This window comes from Bradyrhizobium sp. AZCC 1678, assembly GCF_036924765.1.
Taxonomy (GTDB): Bacteria; Pseudomonadota; Alphaproteobacteria; order Rhizobiales; family Xanthobacteraceae; genus Bradyrhizobium; species Bradyrhizobium algeriense.
This window is the reverse complement of record NZ_JAZHSE010000001.1, coordinates 7,663,696-7,679,452: the sequence shown is the minus strand read 5'-3', so window position 1 is coordinate 7,679,452 and position 15,757 is coordinate 7,663,696. Positions and strand designations below refer to the sequence as shown.

9 protein-coding genes, 1 tRNA gene and 1 pseudogene are annotated in these 15,757 nt (G+C 64.7%); 3 read left to right on the top strand and 8 right to left on the bottom strand.

The genetic code is table 11. The features are described 5' to 3' along the window. Positions 1-3: 3 nt before the first annotated feature. The 3 genes from V1294_RS36610 to V1294_RS36600 form a co-directional block, all read right to left on the bottom strand. Positions 4-618 (bottom strand): glutathione S-transferase family protein, encoded by a 615-nt coding sequence (locus tag V1294_RS36610; protein WP_334504125.1) that lies wholly within the window; start codon positions 616-618, stop codon positions 4-6. A gap of 178 nt (positions 619-796) precedes the next feature. Continuing rightward, positions 797-1,639, bottom strand: a complete 843-nt coding sequence (locus V1294_RS36605) for a fumarylacetoacetate hydrolase family protein (RefSeq protein ID WP_334485725.1) — start codon at positions 1,637-1,639, stop codon at positions 797-799. Between the two features lie 189 nt (positions 1,640-1,828). Next, on the bottom strand, positions 1,829-2,683 hold the full coding sequence (locus tag V1294_RS36600; protein WP_334504123.1) for an MBL fold metallo-hydrolase: 855 nt from the start codon (positions 2,681-2,683) through the stop codon (positions 1,829-1,831). Positions 2,684-2,801: 118 nt separating this feature from the next. Between V1294_RS36600 and V1294_RS36595 the strand changes: the two genes are divergently transcribed. Next, positions 2,802-3,215: a DUF3775 domain-containing protein gene (locus V1294_RS36595; protein WP_108520860.1), complete on the top strand. Its 414-nt coding sequence runs from the start codon at positions 2,802-2,804 to the stop codon at positions 3,213-3,215. 10 nt (positions 3,216-3,225) lie between these two features. Here V1294_RS36595 and V1294_RS36590 read toward each other — a convergent pair whose 3' ends face one another. Both V1294_RS36590 and V1294_RS36585 read right to left on the bottom strand, forming a co-directional pair. After that, on the bottom strand, positions 3,226-4,215 hold the full coding sequence (locus tag V1294_RS36590; RefSeq protein ID WP_334504121.1) for an NADPH:quinone reductase: 990 nt from the start codon (positions 4,213-4,215) through the stop codon (positions 3,226-3,228). Beyond that, on the bottom strand, positions 4,212-4,994 hold the full coding sequence (locus V1294_RS36585; protein ID WP_334504120.1) for an SDR family oxidoreductase: 783 nt from the start codon (positions 4,992-4,994) through the stop codon (positions 4,212-4,214). Before V1294_RS36585 ends, V1294_RS36590 begins: the two co-directional genes overlap by 4 nt. Before the next feature lie 224 nt (positions 4,995-5,218). Between V1294_RS36585 and V1294_RS36580 the strand changes: the two genes are divergently transcribed. Beyond that, entirely contained in the window at positions 5,219-6,382 is a 1,164-nt protein-coding gene (locus V1294_RS36580; RefSeq protein ID WP_334495839.1) for an IS110 family transposase, read from the top strand. 462 nt (positions 6,383-6,844) lie between these two features. Here V1294_RS36580 and V1294_RS36575 read toward each other — a convergent pair. Beyond that, positions 6,845-8,451, bottom strand: a pseudogene (locus V1294_RS36575) (GMC family oxidoreductase). Between the two features lie 326 nt (positions 8,452-8,777). Here V1294_RS36575 and V1294_RS36570 point away from each other — a divergent pair. Next, positions 8,778-8,854: transfer RNA gene (locus V1294_RS36570), tRNA-Met, on the top strand. Between the two features lie 90 nt (positions 8,855-8,944). Here the strand turns inward: V1294_RS36570 and V1294_RS36565 are convergent. Further along, positions 8,945-9,838 carry a caspase family protein gene (locus V1294_RS36565; protein WP_334504118.1) on the bottom strand — a complete coding sequence of 298 codons (894 nt, stop codon included), beginning with the start codon at positions 9,836-9,838 and terminating at the stop codon, positions 8,945-8,947. A gap of 58 nt (positions 9,839-9,896) precedes the next feature. Beyond that, positions 9,897-15,572, bottom strand: coding sequence for a DUF7379 domain-containing protein (locus tag V1294_RS36560; protein ID WP_334504117.1), 5,676 nt, complete (start codon positions 15,570-15,572; stop codon positions 9,897-9,899). Positions 15,573-15,757 lie beyond the last annotated feature (185 nt).

Genomic DNA, 15,757 nt, shown 5'->3' with positions numbered 1-15,757 from the left:
TTGTTACGCCGGTGGCGGGACCGAGATTTTTACCGACGGCCGCTCCAGCATTTTCTGATAGAAGGCGTCCAGCTTCGGATAGGCCTTGCGCCAGCCGCAATCGGCGAAGCGGAAATCGGCATAGCCGAGTACGCATACAAGCCCGATCTGCACGATATCGAGCGGCCGCGACAGCACCTCAGGCTTGTTCTCGAACCGCGCCATGCCGGCCCACGCCCGCTTCCAATGGTCATCGGACCATGCCTGCCAGCGCAGCGGCTCCGGCCGCACCATGCCCTCGTAGCGGCACAGCAGCATGGAATCGAGCATGCCCTGCAGCAGGGAATGATCGCTCTTCACCTTCCATCGGTCGGGACCGGAGGTCGGGATCAGCTTGCCGCCGCCGGCGAGCTCATCGAGATATTCGACGATGACATAGGAATCGAGGATGACGTCGCCATTGTCGAGGATCAGCACCGGCAGCTTCTTCAGCGGCGTGATCTTCGAATATTCCTCGTTCGGCTGCCCCGGCGCGACGGTCGCGGGAGTGAATTCTATTCTGTCGATCAGGCCGGTCTCGATCGCGGCGATGCGCACTTTTCGGGCGAACGGCGAGGCGGGGGAGAAGGTGAGTTTCATGCGGATTCCCTAAACGATACTCAAACGGGATTTCAGGCGTCATTGCCTGCGACAAATGCGGAGCATTTACGCAAGGGAGCGAAGCGACGAAGCAAGCCATTCTTGCTTTGCGGCCTCATGGATTGCTTCGCTTCGCTCGCAATGACGTGGATGGTGCCGGAGTCCGACGCAACCGCACTCAGGCCGCGATGATTTCCTGGCGTTGCTCGCCGAGGCCTTCGATGCCCAGTGTAACCACGTCGCCGACGTTGAGGAAGGTCGGCGGCTTCATGCCGAGACCGACGCCGGGCGGGGTGCCTGTGGTGACGATGTCGCCGGGCAACAGCGTCATGAACTGCGAGACATAGGAAATGCATTTCGCCATCGAGAAGATCATGGTCGAGGTGTTGCCGGTCTGGCGGCGCTGGCCGTTGACGTCGAGCCACATGCCGAGCTTCTGCACGTCAGGGATTTCGTCCTTGGTCACCAGCCACGGGCCAAGCGGGCCGAACGTGTCGTGCGACTTGCCCTTGGTCCACTGGCCGCCACGCTCCTGCTGGAAATTGCGCTCGGAGACGTCGTTGCAGACGCAATAGCCGGCGATGTGGTTCAACGCGTCGGCTTCCGAGACGTACTTGGCGCGGGTGCCAATGATGGCGGCGATCTCGACTTCCCAGTCAAGCTTGGTGGAGCCGCGCGGCTTTTCGACCGCGTCGTTCGGACCCGACAGCGAGGTGTTGGCCTTGATGAAGAAGATCGGCTCGGTCGGGATTGGCGATCCCGTCTCCTTGGCGTGGTCGCTGTAGTTCAGGCCGATCGCGACGAATTTCGAGATGCCGGTGACCGGCGCGCCGAAGCGTTGCTTGCCGTCGACGGCGGGAAGCTTGGAGGTATCCAGCGCCGCGAGCTTGGCGAGCCCGGCCGGCGCATAGGCCTCACCGTCGAGATCCCTGACCTGCGCCGAAAGATCGCGCAACTGGCCGGATTTATCGATCAGGCCGGGCTTTTCCGCGCCCTTGGCGCCGTAACGAACGAGCTTCATTTTGTCACTCCCTGCGGGGTTTATCAGGCTTATCGGTGGTATACCTCGACACGCTTCATGGAACAGCGGGGCAGGAAATTCAACTGCCGAAAGCGCAGGGTAGGGTGGGCAAAGGCGCCCTTGCGCCGTGTCCACCATCGATCGCCGGGGCGCAATATTGCATGGTGGGCGCGCTGCGCTTTGCCCACCCTACAAATTGTCCAACGCAACGAACCGGAACGCGTCGCCGTCGCGCCTGATGTGACCGGCACTGAAATGCCCGCCGATCACCAGCGTCGGCGTATCGGCAAAGCGCTCGAACAGCTCGCGACGAGTTTCGGCGGACTGCCGGGGATCGGAATCCGCGGTCGACGACCAGTCGAGATGGGCCATCTGGCAGGGATGGTGGGCGACGTCCCCCGTCAGCAGGCCCTCCTCGCCGTCCGACCTGATGTGGACGCTCATATGGCCGGGGCTGTGGCCGGGTGTCGGGATCAGGGTGATTTCATCCGTCAGCCTGGCATCGCTGGCAACGAGCTCGGCCTTGCCGGCCTCTGCAATCGGCTTCACGGAATCGTTGAATACGGCCACCCTGTCCGGCGCGTCGCTGTGGTCGCGCCAGTACTCGTATTCGGTCTTGCCAAACACGTAGCGCGCGTTGACAAACGTGGGCACCCATTTGCCGCCGACAAGTTTCGTATTCCATCCGACATGGTCGACATGCAGATGCGTGCACAGCACGGTGTCGATGCTGTCGGGCGGGAAGCCCGCCGCCGTCAGCTTGTCGAGGAACGGGTCCTGCCGGTTGTTCCAGGTCGGCACGTTGCGGCCCTGCTTGTCGTTGCCGAGCCCGGTGTCGACAATGATCCGGCGCGTGGGCGTCTCGACTAGGAACGAATGGATCGACATTTTCAGCCGGCCCTCCTCGGTCGCGAAAGGCGGAATGAGCCAGGGCAGTTTCTGGATTTCCTCGTTGGTCGCGAGCGGCAGGATGAAACGGGTGCTGCCGACCGTCTCCATTTCGACGGCCCTGGTGATCCTGACCCTGCCCACGCTCCAGTGCATCCGGCGCTTCCTCATCGTTTCTATTGTTCGGGCAAGGATGCGGGTTTCCATGTTCCGGTGCAATGGATCAATCTGACGGCGTTCGGCGTTATCGCATAGCCCGTATGAGGAGCATGCGATGCCAGAACTCACGATTTCGCCTGAGAAAGTCGGCTTTCTGATCGAGAAGGCCCGGCAGTTCGACGTCAAGGAAGCGGCATCCGATCCGGACTCCGGATCCAATCCCGCCGACGACGAAATGATCGATGTGCTCGAGGACAACGGACGCGATCCGGTCGCGCGCGAGATCGCCGGTTTCATCGATGCGCTGAGCGAGGACGAACAGGTCGACCTCGTCGCGTTAATGCGGCTCGGCCGCGGCGATGGAACCATCGAGGAATGGAAAGATTTGCGGCGGCAGGCCGCGGAAGGACGAAGCGGTCCCACCGCGCGCTATCTGCTGGGCGAGCCGATGCTCGGCGACCTTCTCGCCGAAGGTCTCGATGAGTTCGGCCTGTCCTGGACGGAGGGACGGACTACACCGATCCAGTAGCTATCTGTAGCTACCTGGCGCAGTCCACGATCACGGTACCGAGCTTGTCGCCTTTCTCCACCGCAAGATGCGCCTGTGCGGTGTCCGAGAGCGCAAACTGCGCCGCGACGTTGTGAATGCGCGGGCCCGCCGCCAGCCACTTTGAAATGTCCGCCTGCGCTGCCGCCAATAATGGCGGTGGCAGCGCGAACAGCACGAGTGCGCGCAGCGCGATGCATTTTTCCATCAATTCGCGCATCGGCACGACCGGCGTGCGGTTGCCGTTGGTGGCGTAGACCGCGATCGTCGAATTCATGCCCATCAGTTTCAGCGTGGTCTCGATATTGCCGCCGAAATCGACATCGACGACACGGTCGACGCCGCGCTGCCCGGTGAAGGCCATCGCTTTGGCAACGACATCTTCGCTTTTGTAGTTCACGACGAGGTCGGCGCCGGCAAGTCGCGCCTGCTCGGCCTTGGCTGCCGAACTGACGGTCGCGATCACCTTGGCACCGCCCCATTTGGCGAGTTGCACGGCATAGTGACCGACGGCGCCCGCGCCGCCGGTGACGAGCACGGTCTGCCCCACGATCGGGCCGTCGCAATAGAGGCAGGTCCACGCGGTCATACCGGGGATGCCGAGCGTGGCGCCTTCCGCAAACGACAAATCGTCGGGCAGCGGCGTCACCAGATGTTCGGCGAGCGAAATATACTCCGCCGCCGTGCCGAACGCGCGGCCGTTGCGCTGGCCGTTGAACAGCCAGACGCGCTGGCCGGCCTTGAGCCGCGTGACGCCGTCGCCGACCTGATCGACGATCCCCGCACCGTCGCTGTTCGGAATGACGCGCGGATATTCCATCGGCCGGTAGCCGCCGCCGCGACGGCCGACATCGGCGGGATTGACGCCGGACGCCTCCAGCCGCACCCGGACTTCGCCCGGGCCGGCCACCGGCGTCGGCATCTCGCCATAGGTGAGCACCTCGGGCGCGGGGCCCGCTCGCTCGTACCAGACTGCCTTCATAGCGTGCCCGGAAACGCGCCGCCGTCGAGCAGGATGTTTTGGCCGGTGATGTAGCCGGCCTTGGCGCCGCACAGGAACGCACAGGCATAGCCAAACTCATCGGGCTCGCCGAACCGTCCGGCCGGATTTTGCTTGGCGCGCTCGGCAAACACCTGGTCCGGCGTGATGCCGCGCTTCTCGGCTTCCGCTTTCCCCACGCCGCGCAGGCGGTCGGTGTCGAACGGTCCCGGCAGCAGCGCATTGATGGTGACGTTGCTGATCACGGTCTTGCGCGACAGCCCGGCGACAAAGCCGGTGAGGCCGGCACGCGCGCCGTTGGAAAGGCCGAGGATATCGATCGGCGCCTTCACCGCGGCGGAGGTGATGTTGACGATGCGGCCGAATTTCCGCGCCATCATGCCGTCCACCGTCGCCTTGATCAGTTCGATCGGCGTCAGCATGTTGGCGTCGATCGCCTTGATCCAGTCGTCGCGGGTCCAGTTGCGGAAATCGCCGGGCGGCGGGCCGCCGGCATTGTTGATCAGGATATCCGGCTCGGGGCAGGCTTTCAGCACGGCCTCGCGCCCGGCTGGCGTCGTGATGTCACCGGCGACTTCCGTGACGGTGATGCCCGGATAGGCTTTGCGGATTTCATCGGCGGTCTTTTTCAGTGCCTCCGCGCCGCGCGCCGTCAGCGTGACATGCACGCCTTCATTGGCCAGCGCCATGGCGCAGGCGCGGCCCAGCCCCTTGCTCGATGCGCAGACGATGGCGCGGCGGCCTTTGATCCCAAGATCCACTGTTTCTCTCCCGTTATGTCAGGTGATTGTTGAAGGTTGATGGAACTACTGTAGCCAACTCGCGCGCGCCTGATAAGTCACCGAGGCCTGCTGATAATGCATATTGCGATCCCGGAAATCGGTTGTATCGAACGTCATCGCGAGACAACGTAGATTCCATGGGGCGGTGAGCGTGGCCTTTCCGGTAGGTTTGGGTTTCCACACTCGAACCATCGGAGAGTCAGATGCAAGCATCGACCGTAGACACGCCCACCGTCGACCATTGTGGCACAATTTTCGTTGCAATCGAACTGAGTCAGAAGAGCTGGCTGGTGACGCTGCACAGCCCGGACAAAGGCAAGATGTCCCGCCATAAGTTGGAGGGAGGAGATCATGCCGAGTTGCTGGCACTGATCGGTCGGGAGCGCGACCGGGCGGCTCGGGCGCTGGGAGCCATTCCGGCGGTGGTGAGCTGCTACGAGGCCGGCTACGACGGGTTCTGGCTGCACCGGCTTCTGATGGCGGCCGGGATCACGAACTACGTGTTTGACCCTGCGAGCATTGCGGTGGATCAGCGGGCGCGTCGGGTGAAGACCGACCGGATCGACGGCGAGAAGATGCTGCGGACGCTGATGGCGTATCTGCGCGGTGAGCCGCAGGTGGTACGGATCGTGCGGGTACCTGCGCCGGAGCAAGAGGACGCCCGCCGCGCCAGCCGCGAACGCGGCCGGCTGATCAAGGAACAGACCGCGCACACCAGCCGGATCAAGGCGCTGCTGCGGCTGTTGGGCATGGCGGTCGGGAACCCGCGCCGGCGCGACTGGCTGAACTGGCTGGCGACGCAGCGGGATTGGCAGGGCCAGGCGGTGCCGCCACGGATGCTGGCGGAGATCAAGTACGAGCACGCGCGGCTGATGCTGGTACGCGAACAGCTCGAGCGGCTCGCACAGGCACAGGCTCAAGCGGATCCGGCACCTGCGGCGGCGCAGATGGCGGAGCGCAGCGAACTGTTGCTCCGGCTCAAATGCCTCGGCCCGGCGTTCGCGACGACGCTGGCCAGCGAGGTGTTCTACAAGGACTTCCGCAACCGGCGTGAGGTCGCGAGCTATTTCGGGCTGACGCCCAGTCCGTGGCAGAGCGGCGGGATCGACCGCGACCAGGGCATCAGCAAGGCGGGCAACCCGCGCGCCCGCTGCGCCGCGATCGAACTTTCCTGGCTGTGGCTGCGGCATCAGCCGGAGAGTGCGCTCACCCGATGGTTCCGCAGCCGCACCCACAACAACGCCAGCAAGCGCAACAAGCGCATCGCCATCGTGGCCTTGGCGCGCAAGCTGATGGTGGCGCTCTGGCGCTATCTCACAACCGGCCTGGTCCCCGAAGGAGCCCTGCTCAAGGCCACAAAGCCGTAACCGTTTCAAGCAACGCGTCAGCGTCGCGGCACCAGCCGCGGTCAGCGCGGAATGGATGATGACCGTGCCACCCTTGGGCCAAATCAACAGGCCGCTTCGTAGATGGGTCTCATCCTGGTGGCTTCCTCGCCGCAAGCATGCGGAATGTGGGTACCGGGCTGTAACCGCCCGACCGGATATGAGGTGATGCAGTGAGCTGCTGCATAAATCGCCGGAAGCCAGTTCCTGAGCGCACCGACCGCGGCGGCACGCTGCGCTACGCATGGCTCCGCGCGCCGCCGCTCCGCCGAATGCAAAAAATCACATCCAAGCCCCGGTTGGGATGCTTGACTCAAAAGGCCTCATATGAGGGTGGGCAAAGGCGCTCTTGCGCCGTGCCCACCATCCATCCGCATCAACACTAAGAGTGGTGGGCACGCTTCGCTTTGCCCACCCTACGCTTCTCGCAAGTTCCGGGGGCAATCAATTCGCCCGCATCTCCGCCTTGATCATGTCGGCGGCCTTCTCTCCGATCATGATGGTCGGCGCATTGGTGTTGCCGCCGATCGGCGTCGGCATGACCGAGGCATCGACCACCCGCAATCCCTCGACGCCGTACACTTTCAGCTTTGGATCGACCACAGCCATCGGATCGTTGACGCCCATCTTGGCTGACCCGACCGGGTGATAGACGGTGTCGACGCGCTCGCGCAAGAGGTTGCGGATGTCGTCATCGCTATGCACGCCTGCCGTGAACATCTCCTTCTTCTGCAACGCGCGCAGTGCCGGCGTCTCCATCAGCCGCCGCGTGGTCTTGAAGCCCGCCACCATGGTTTCCAGGTCATCCGCCTCGCCGAAGAAGTTCGGATCGATCGCGGGCGCTGCGAACGGATCGGCACTGCCGAGCGAAACGCTGCCGCGGCTCTTTGGCCGCAGCAGGCAGACGTGGCAGGTAAAGCCGGTGCCGCGATGGCGCTTGCGGCCGTGATCGTCGGCCAGCGCCATGCCGAAGTGAAGCTGGATATCGGGGATGTCGAGATCGGGCCGGGTTTTCAGGAAGCCGCCGCATTCGGCGAAGTTCGACGTCATCGGCCCCCTTCGTTCACGCCGGTACTGGCCGATGGCCCGCAGCAGCCGCGGCAGGGCCTTGAGCGAGATGCCGTTGAAGTTGGGATTGTCGGACATGTAGCCGAACACGAAGTCCGGGTGATCCTGCAGGTTCTGTCCGACGCCGGGCAAATGATGCACGGTGGCGATGCCGTGCTTGCCAAGCGCCGCGCCGTCGCCGATGCCCGAGAGCATCAGCAGCTGCGGGTCTGGAATGCGCCGGAGGACACGATCACCTCGCGCCGGGCGCGGATCTGCTTCAACTCCTTGCCCTGGCGATATTCGACGCCGACCGCGCGCGTGCCTTCGAACAGGATGCGGGTGGCATGGGCATGGGTCTCGACACGCAGATTGGCGCGGTTTCCCACATGCGGGTGGATATAGGCGCGCGCGGCGCTGCAACGTTCGCCGTTCTTCTGCGTCAGTTGATAGATGCCGAGGCCCTCGTGCTCGTCGGCGTTGAAATCCTCGCGCAGCCGAAACTGCGCTTCCTGCGCGGCCTGCAGGAAGATCTGCTGCACCGGATTGCCGCTGCGCGACTTGTTGACGGCGAGCGGCCCGCCCTTGCCGTGATATTCGCCGTCGAAATCGGCATTGTTTTCCGCGCGCTTGAAGTAAGGCAGCACGTCGGCGAACGACCAGCCGGCATTGCCGAGCGAGGCCCATTGATCGTAGTCGGCGCGGTGGCCGCGGATATAGACCATCGCGTTGATCGCGGAAGAGCCGCCGAGCCCCTTGCCGCGCGGCTGATAGCCGATGCGGCCGTTGAGGCCCTTCTGCGGCACGGTGTTGAAGGCCCAGTTGTTGACGTTGCCTGCGACCATCAGCACGAGTGCGAACGGTGTCGTCACCACCCAATTGTCGTTCTTGCCGCCGGCGTCCAGCACCGCCACCGAAATGTGCGGGTCCTCCGACAGCCGCCCGGCCACCGTGCAGCCGCCCGAGCCGCCGCCCACCACGACGAAGTCGAATGTATCCGTCACGCGCATCCCCCCGGATTTTTTGTTCTGGCGACCTGTCCGGCCACACTTTGGGGGCTAAAACTCGGCTTTTGCGGCGTTTATGGCAAGAGCGGTTCCAGGAGGCGGTTTTACCCCCTCAAACCCTCGTTTTTGCTGTCATAAAATCCTCAAAAGCGGAGCCTTTCCCCTTTCCAAAGCAGGGCGACGTTGATACATACCGCTCGCGCCCGACGGCTTCGGCCCGGGTCGCCTTCTCAGGAAGTCTCCGAACGGGATCGATCGGCGTCATCTGACGTTCGCCGGGATCGTTTCGGCACCGGCTTTTCGAAGGCAACGCAACGGTTTAACGCGGGGTGGAGCAGCCCGGTAGCTCGTCAGGCTCATAACCTGAAGGTCATAGGTTCAAATCCTATCCCCGCAACCAAATATCCTGCTGAACGCTCAGCAGTCCGATGAAAAAGCCGCCCGTTTGAGGCGGCTTTTTCTTTGCGCAGCCCGTTGCGCGGCAGGCGTCTCACGGAGTGAACGGCCGCTCGGTCAGGAGCTTCCCGACCGGGCCGAGGGTGAAGAGGTTGGGCACCTGGGTGCGGGGCATCCGCGCCTTGATGGCTGCGTGGAACTTGGCGTAATTGCCCTTGAATGCGCCGTGATTCCACACCCGAAGCAGTTGCTCCGTGAACGCGCCGTTGTGATCGCCGTCCAGGGACGTCTGGTTGTCCTGGCAGCCCGATATCAGGATCACGGCCGCCTTGCACTCGTTGGCGATGGCGGTCAGCCGCTTGCTGACGGCAACGCGCGCCAATGCGCTGTCGGGCGTCGGCACGGACGCCTTTCCCGCGGCCTCGGCCACGTCGCGCTGAAGCTTGTCGTAGAAGGCCTGATGCTCACGATAGGTCCGCATCGCGACGGAAGGCGGCATCATCTTTGATCGCCCGGCCGTGCTGCCTTCCGGAACCCGCGCGCGTATCACGGTGCCGCTGTGGCAACTGTCGGAGAGGACCAACACCCGCACGCCCGCGGCAATGCGGCTCAACTCCAAAAACACCTCGTCGTCGATGAGCTCGCCATCATAGAGGCACCAGGTTTCGTCCTTCTTGTCCTCTTCTTCGCCGCTCACGTCGTCGATCTGGCCGCCATGTCCGGAATAGGTCACGAACAGCAGATCGCCCGCCTGCAGCTTCTTGGATGCGGCTCTCACGGCTGCGAGCACATTCGCCCGCGTCGCCTTGGTGGTGAGCAGCAGCGTCGATTTCATGCCGGCGTCGTGCGCGATCGCCGCCATGTCGTTGGCGTCGAACTCGCAGGCGAGGAGGTCCCCGCTCCAGCCCGCGTAGTGCTTCGGGTCAACGGAGTTCAGCCCGATATGGATCGATACCGCCTTCGCCTTGTGCTCTGCCGTCTTCGCCATTTGGATCCTCCTTCCAGACATTATGAAGCCGCCGGGTCGACGATGCTGGACCGAGCGGTCACCGTTTGCGTTTTGGCGTGCTGCCTTGCTGCGTCCGCGCTCCGCCGGCCGGCTTCGCCTTCACCTTCCTGGCCTTCTTCGCGGCCTTGGTGTTGTTGCCCGCCGACGCGGCTTTCGGAGTGCCTCTCGTCGCACCGCCTCCCGTGGATGCGGATGCTGCGGCGCGACCCGCCTGCGAGCCGAGTGCATCGAGAAGCTGCTTCGCGGCCGCAGCTTCGGATTGACTGGCACGCGCGCGGTATTTGGACAGCACGAAGGTCGCATTGTCGAACACGGAACCCCAGAGCCGCGTGTTGTCGACCCGTGTATGGTGCTCACGGAACTTCTCGATCAGGGGACCCGCTTTTTCCGCGAGCGAGTTCGCCGCGATCGCCACATACATGTCCAGTTCAGTTTGCCCGACGACGGACCAGAAATCCGGCGCGACAGTGCCCATCGAGCTGCGCACCAGGGTGATGGTTTCGTTGTCCATCGCTTGCGTACCTGCATTGCTCGCGAGCTGCGCGGCAATGCGGTTCATCGCGGGGTAGAAGAACGCTTGGGTGGAAGCGGAAGGCGATTTGCGGGCGATCGTCTCCGCGGCCTCGTAGTGCGTCAGCATCTGTCCGATGGCGGCCGCTTCAGCGGCCTCTGCCGCTGCCGTCGCGGTCTGGTCATCGGCCTTCGCCGCGGCGGCGGCCGCTGCCGCTTCGAGCAGGGCCAGTCGCTTGTAGCCGGAGCCATAGAGGCTTTCCCGCTCGACGGTCGGCGCGAGCGCAATCAACCTGTCGAGCAGCGTCATCGCGTCCTCGATCTCCTTGCGCGCCTGGTCGATCGTCTTGCCGTCGCGTTCGACGCGCTCCCACGCAAGGCGGATCCTGGCATTCGCCAATTGTTCGATCGAGACAAAGGATGCCGTCCCGTCCTGCGCCTCGCGCGCGCGCTGATACCATTTGATCGCCTCGTCGAAGCGCTTGGCTTTCAGCCATGCGGTGCCGAACGCTTCGGCAACGTTGCCGCGCCCCTCCCAGTACTGGGCGAACTTCTGTTCCAGGTAGTGCAGGCGGACGGCCTGATCCTCGGGCTTCTTGCCCTGATATTCGGTTTCGACGGCGATCCGCTCGAGCGCGACGATTAAGGCCGGAGCCGACGCGATGCCGGAAAATTCCTGCCCCGCGGGTCGCGGCGTGGGCTTCTGGGCATCGCCGGTCTGTGTCCGAAAGCGCCAGTCCGGATCGCCGTAGCACTGATAGGCCGCCCAGGTGTTGCTACGGCTGCTGCGCGCGCTCTCCCGTGCCGTTGCGACGGCGTCGATGAAGCGGTCCCCGCCGAGCAGGGCCTTGTAGAAGCTCGTGGCAAATACGCTCGCCGCTTCGTCGTCCACCGCCCAGCCGGCCGCGATCACGCAGCGCACGCCGCCCTCAATCAGCGCATGGGCCACGCCCGAGGCGAATTCCGCGCGATTGTAATTGACCGGCTCGAAGAGCGTTTTCGGGGCGTCGGCCGCCAGATGACAGCAATTGACGAACACCAGCTCGGGGACGACGCGCAGCGCTTTGATCTCCTGCGGCCCGAAGAACGCGCCGTCGGACAGCACGACGCCGCGAGTGACGCCGTCGGTCGGCGGCTCGCCGTGGCCGGCAATATGGATGATGCGCCAGTCCCCGTCGATCAAGGCGTTGATCACTGTCCCCAGATCGGGTTCTTCGTCTCCGGGCTTGGGCCCGCTGATGACCCGATGGACGTGGCGAGGGTTGACCAATTCAGCCAGGCAGTCCGCGACTTTCGTCGCCTCCCGCCGCGCGCCCATCAGCAGTGGATAGACCAATCGGTCGCATGCGGGATCGCCGATCACGAGAATGTCGTCGTCGGCCGAAGCGTCGGTGACCGCGCGTGTGGGCGGCGCCGGCGTCCGCAACTTGCGCAACAGCTTGGTGCGGATGGACCACGGCAGTCCGCTCGACTTTCCGTCCGATTTGGAGGGCTCGAGCGCCTCCCAGGGGATGGCGGCGGTGCTCGTGTCGAGCTCAAGCACCGTCTCCGTGCTGCTGCCCAGGAACGGCTCGAGATCGACCGGGACGAGCAGCCTGAAGAGCGTGCGTCCGATCTGCGCGTCGGTGTTGGCGTTGTTGGAGGCCGTCAGCACGAGGTTTCGAACGAGCCCCACCTGCATGGACTGGGGACGCACGTCGCTGCGTGCGCGCTTGGAATTCACCGTGTAGACGATCGATTCCGGCTCGTTCTCGGTTTTCTGGATGATGGCGCTGATGAAATCGTAGTCGGCGCCGCGGTATCCGGCATCCGTGGGCCGGCGCATTGCGCCGATGCCTTCGGCGATGGTCGGTTCGACGGTGAAGCGGGCGCTGTCCGCCGCCGCGAGCGCCCGGAGGGCGTTCCAGGCTTCGCTGGCGCGGTCGAGAAACAGCTCGATGATCTTGAGCTGGCTCACGCGCGGCCAGCGCGGCGGCGCGGTGCCGTCCCGGGCGAGCTGTTCGTTGGCCTCGCGCACGCCCTGCGCGATGAGTTGTGCCGCCTGTCCCGCCGTGATGCCGCTGCCGCCGCTGCCAAGCAGTGTCGTCGCGAGCGTGAATTCGGGCGGCACGGGACGCCGCTCCGTCAGACGCTGCGCCCATCCGATGACCGCCTGCCGGACGGTATTCACGAGATGCGATCCGCGCAGTTCGCCCTCGGCGCCGAGACCGGCCACGATGACGGCCTCCGGCCGCGGCAATTGCCAGGGATTGTCGGCATTGGTCGTGACGTTGACGAAGATCTGGTGGCTGCCGGGCGCGTCCGGATAGAGGCCCCGCTGGAGTGACGCGATCATCGCGCCACCGATCGCGCGGTCCATCACCGCTTCCGTGCCGGTGAGGCGCAGTGCGCGGTAGTGGCCGATCAGCAATGGCTCGGAGACGTAGGTGAGATCGCCGTTCATGACGGTGATGTGCAGGCCCGCAGCCCGCGTTTTCGCCTGCGGCGCGGGCGCCGTGGCCGCGGGCGCCAGCACGTCGATTTCGCGCTGTGGCGGTGTTTCACCGCCCGGCAGTCGTGACGGACGGCTTCGCACCAGCGGTTTGGCAGTTGGTTCCGCCTGTCCCCGCGCGGTCTGGGCCGCGGTCAGCGTGAAGAGGCGATCCGTCCGGCCCATGCTGAGCAAGTCGCGGTATCCGCCGAAGGCTTCCTTGTGCCGGGGCAGAGATCCATGATCAGCGTCCACGACCCAGGTGGCCACCCCCGGCAGCACGGCGCTGTCGAGCAGCACCCGGCCGTCGCCCTGGTCCGGCGCGTCCAGATACATCACGCCGTCGTCCGACTTCTGGTAGCCCGCTGGCGTGAACTCCGCCTTGCCGACGACGAGCAGGAGCTTGTGTGCGAACGAGGCGAGGTCGGTGTCGCGCTGCCGATCGAGCGCGCGCCGCAGTTCGACCGCTTCGTTGAGCACGTCCTGGGTGGGAATTCCCCACTCCAACTGGGCAAATTGCAGCGGCAGATTGTGCCAGGGGTTGTTCCTGCGCGCCGCCGCAAGATCGGCGGCTGCAAGATCTTTCCAGGTTGCGTCGGTGCCGAGACCGTTCAGCAGGCCGGCCTGGAGTTGCAGGATCCCGGGGAAATTGGCGATGAGCTTGCGCGCCCCGTTGCCGCCGAATGGTGCGCCCACGCTGGTCAGGAGATTGCCGAACGTATCGTCGCCCGACAGGACCTGCATCGGCGCCCAGGAGCCGCCGTTCGGCGTCCCCAACATCAACAGGCGCGCGCCGTCGGCCGCCATCATCCGGTCCCACGTGCTGCGGCTGACGATCTGCATCATCCGCGCAACCAGGCCGCCCATCGAATGCGCGATGATCCGCACCGGCTGCTTCGATGTTTTGCGCGCGTCGAGGGCGGCGGCGACTTCGTCGGCGAGACGTTTGGCCTCGGCGGCCATCGGGCGCCGCCAGTCGAAGGCGAACGGCTTCACGTCGTGGTCGTCGAAGAAGAACGTCGCGAGGTCGTCGTAGTAGATGCCAATCGGCCCGTCCGGCAGGATATTGGTACCCTTGGGATCGTAAGCGAGCTGCTTCAAGCCGTTGACGAGGCGCCATCCGAGCCAGATGCGATCGTTGTCGATCTTCAAATTGCTGCCGAGTATGCCGGGCAGGATGAAGAGCGCAGGCAGCTCGGCGGCCGCGGCCGCACCGCGCGATTGCAGTGCCGCCCGAACCCCCGTCGACGACTCCCCGCTCCACGAGAGCGGGCCGATGACGCGAAATTCGTCCGGCGGATCGGCGCTGAGCGCCAGCGCGTTCACGATCGCATTCGCAGTCCGCGGGTTTCTGAAATAGTTGAAGTGCGAGACCTTGCCGCCCTGGTCGAGGACGAACGTCGAGTCCTTCTCCCGCGGCGACCCGCCATACATCGATCGCGTTTGCACCACCAGGTCGTTGTCGGTCCAGAAGAAGGCATCGGACAGGAGGGTCTTGACCCAGGTGCCGACCGAATCGCCCTCGAGATCGCCGGCCACGACGCGCAGATCGCCCTTGATCGGCTTGTCGGTCGCATGCAGCCATTTGACGAGCGGCGAATCCGGGATCTGCGCCGCGAGACCCGGAACCATGTCTGGGTCCGCGCGTCGACGGGCGACTTCACCCAGAAATTTGACCAGCTCATCCGCGACGGGAATCTGAGCGAGCTCGAGCGCCCACTTCACCACCGACACATAGGCGTCGAGACGCTTGGAGGCGAGCAGGGTGCCTCGCGCCGGGCAGGCGACGCGGACGACCCGATCGATCGAAATGCGCTTCCTGGCGACGAGCTCGGCGAGCTTCTTCAGCTCCTGCGCGCTCGAACCGTCATTTGCGAACAGCTCGACGGACGCCACCGGTTCGCTGCACACCCGCGCCAGCACTTCTGCGACCAATCCGCCGCGCGAATGCGTGAGCAGATGAAGCCGCGCGCCTTCTGGCGCGGCTTCGGCCAGCGTGATGGCGTTGGCGATCGGGCTTGCGCCAAGCGTCGGGTGGTCGAGCGCATAGACCCTGTCCTGAAACCTCTTGAAGAGCAGATCGACGAGCTCCGGGTGCTCGTTCCACAGCTTTCCGAACGTGCCGGAGGTTTCGCTGAAGGTCCCGTGAATCAGCACCAGCGATGGTGTCTCGCCAGATGCGATCGTGGACGGCGTCCGGTCCTTGAGCGATCCGGGCGGCTGACGATCGAGCCGGTACACGCCCGCCTTGACCTTGGAGTCGAACGCCTGAACGACCTTCGAGGCCGCGAAATCCGCCGCCTTGTCCTCGGCAAAACCGGTGAGGACCTGAATCCCCCGCACCAGCACGTCGCTGAGGAAGCCGCGTGTGGCGCCAGGCACGGCTGCGCCTTCTTCGAGACGCCACTGCAAGCGGGCGGGAATACGTACCTCGCCCGGCGCGAGCGTCGTCCCGCCGCGCGAGAGAAGCGGGTCGTCCTGTTGGGATTGCAGCAGCTCCCGCGCGGTGTCCGGATGTAGCCACAGCTCGGGTCCTCCGGCGACTTCGATCAGAACGACGTCTTCCCCGGGAATTGCGGTCGTTCGGACTTCCGATTCCCCGGCGGCACGCTGGGCCGTGACGGTGATGGAGTCCTTCACGCGCCCGACGGGCAATGCTGCGCCGCCGGCGCCGCGCGTGGCGCCGCGGTCTGCGCGGACGCCAGGGACGACGAACGTGATCGGAGCGGCCATGTTGTACCTCCGCAATTGCCTCCGCCGGGATCGACCGCCGCGCGCGATCAATCCGCGCTTGACCGCGCACAGCAAAGTTCATCCGGTGTCACCCGGCTGCATGCCTTTGAGCTTGTCGACGGTCGTGAGCGAAACGCCTGAAATCGAAATTCTGAAACGCCTGTACGATACTCGCCTCAATAGAA

Coding starts and splice junctions, on each gene's coding strand:
- V1294_RS36610 (WP_334504125.1), bottom strand. CDS start 618: ATGAAACTCACCTTCTCCCCCGCCTCGCCGTTCGCCCGAAAAGTGCGC.
- V1294_RS36595 (WP_108520860.1), top strand. CDS start 2,802: ATGCCAGAACTCACGATTTCGCCTGAGAAAGTCGGCTTTCTGATCGAG.
- V1294_RS36600 (WP_334504123.1), bottom strand. CDS start 2,683: ATGCACTGGAGCGTGGGCAGGGTCAGGATCACCAGGGCCGTCGAAATG.
- V1294_RS36590 (WP_334504121.1), bottom strand. CDS start 4,215: ATGAAGGCAGTCTGGTACGAGCGAGCGGGCCCCGCGCCCGAGGTGCTC.
- V1294_RS36560 (WP_334504117.1), bottom strand. CDS start 15,572: ATGGCCGCTCCGATCACGTTCGTCGTCCCTGGCGTCCGCGCAGACCGC.
- V1294_RS36565 (WP_334504118.1), bottom strand. CDS start 9,838: ATGGCGAAGACGGCAGAGCACAAGGCGAAGGCGGTATCGATCCATATC.
- V1294_RS36605 (WP_334485725.1), bottom strand. CDS start 1,639: ATGAAGCTCGTTCGTTACGGCGCCAAGGGCGCGGAAAAGCCCGGCCTG.
- V1294_RS36580 (WP_334495839.1), top strand. CDS start 5,219: ATGCAAGCATCGACCGTAGACACGCCCACCGTCGACCATTGTGGCACA.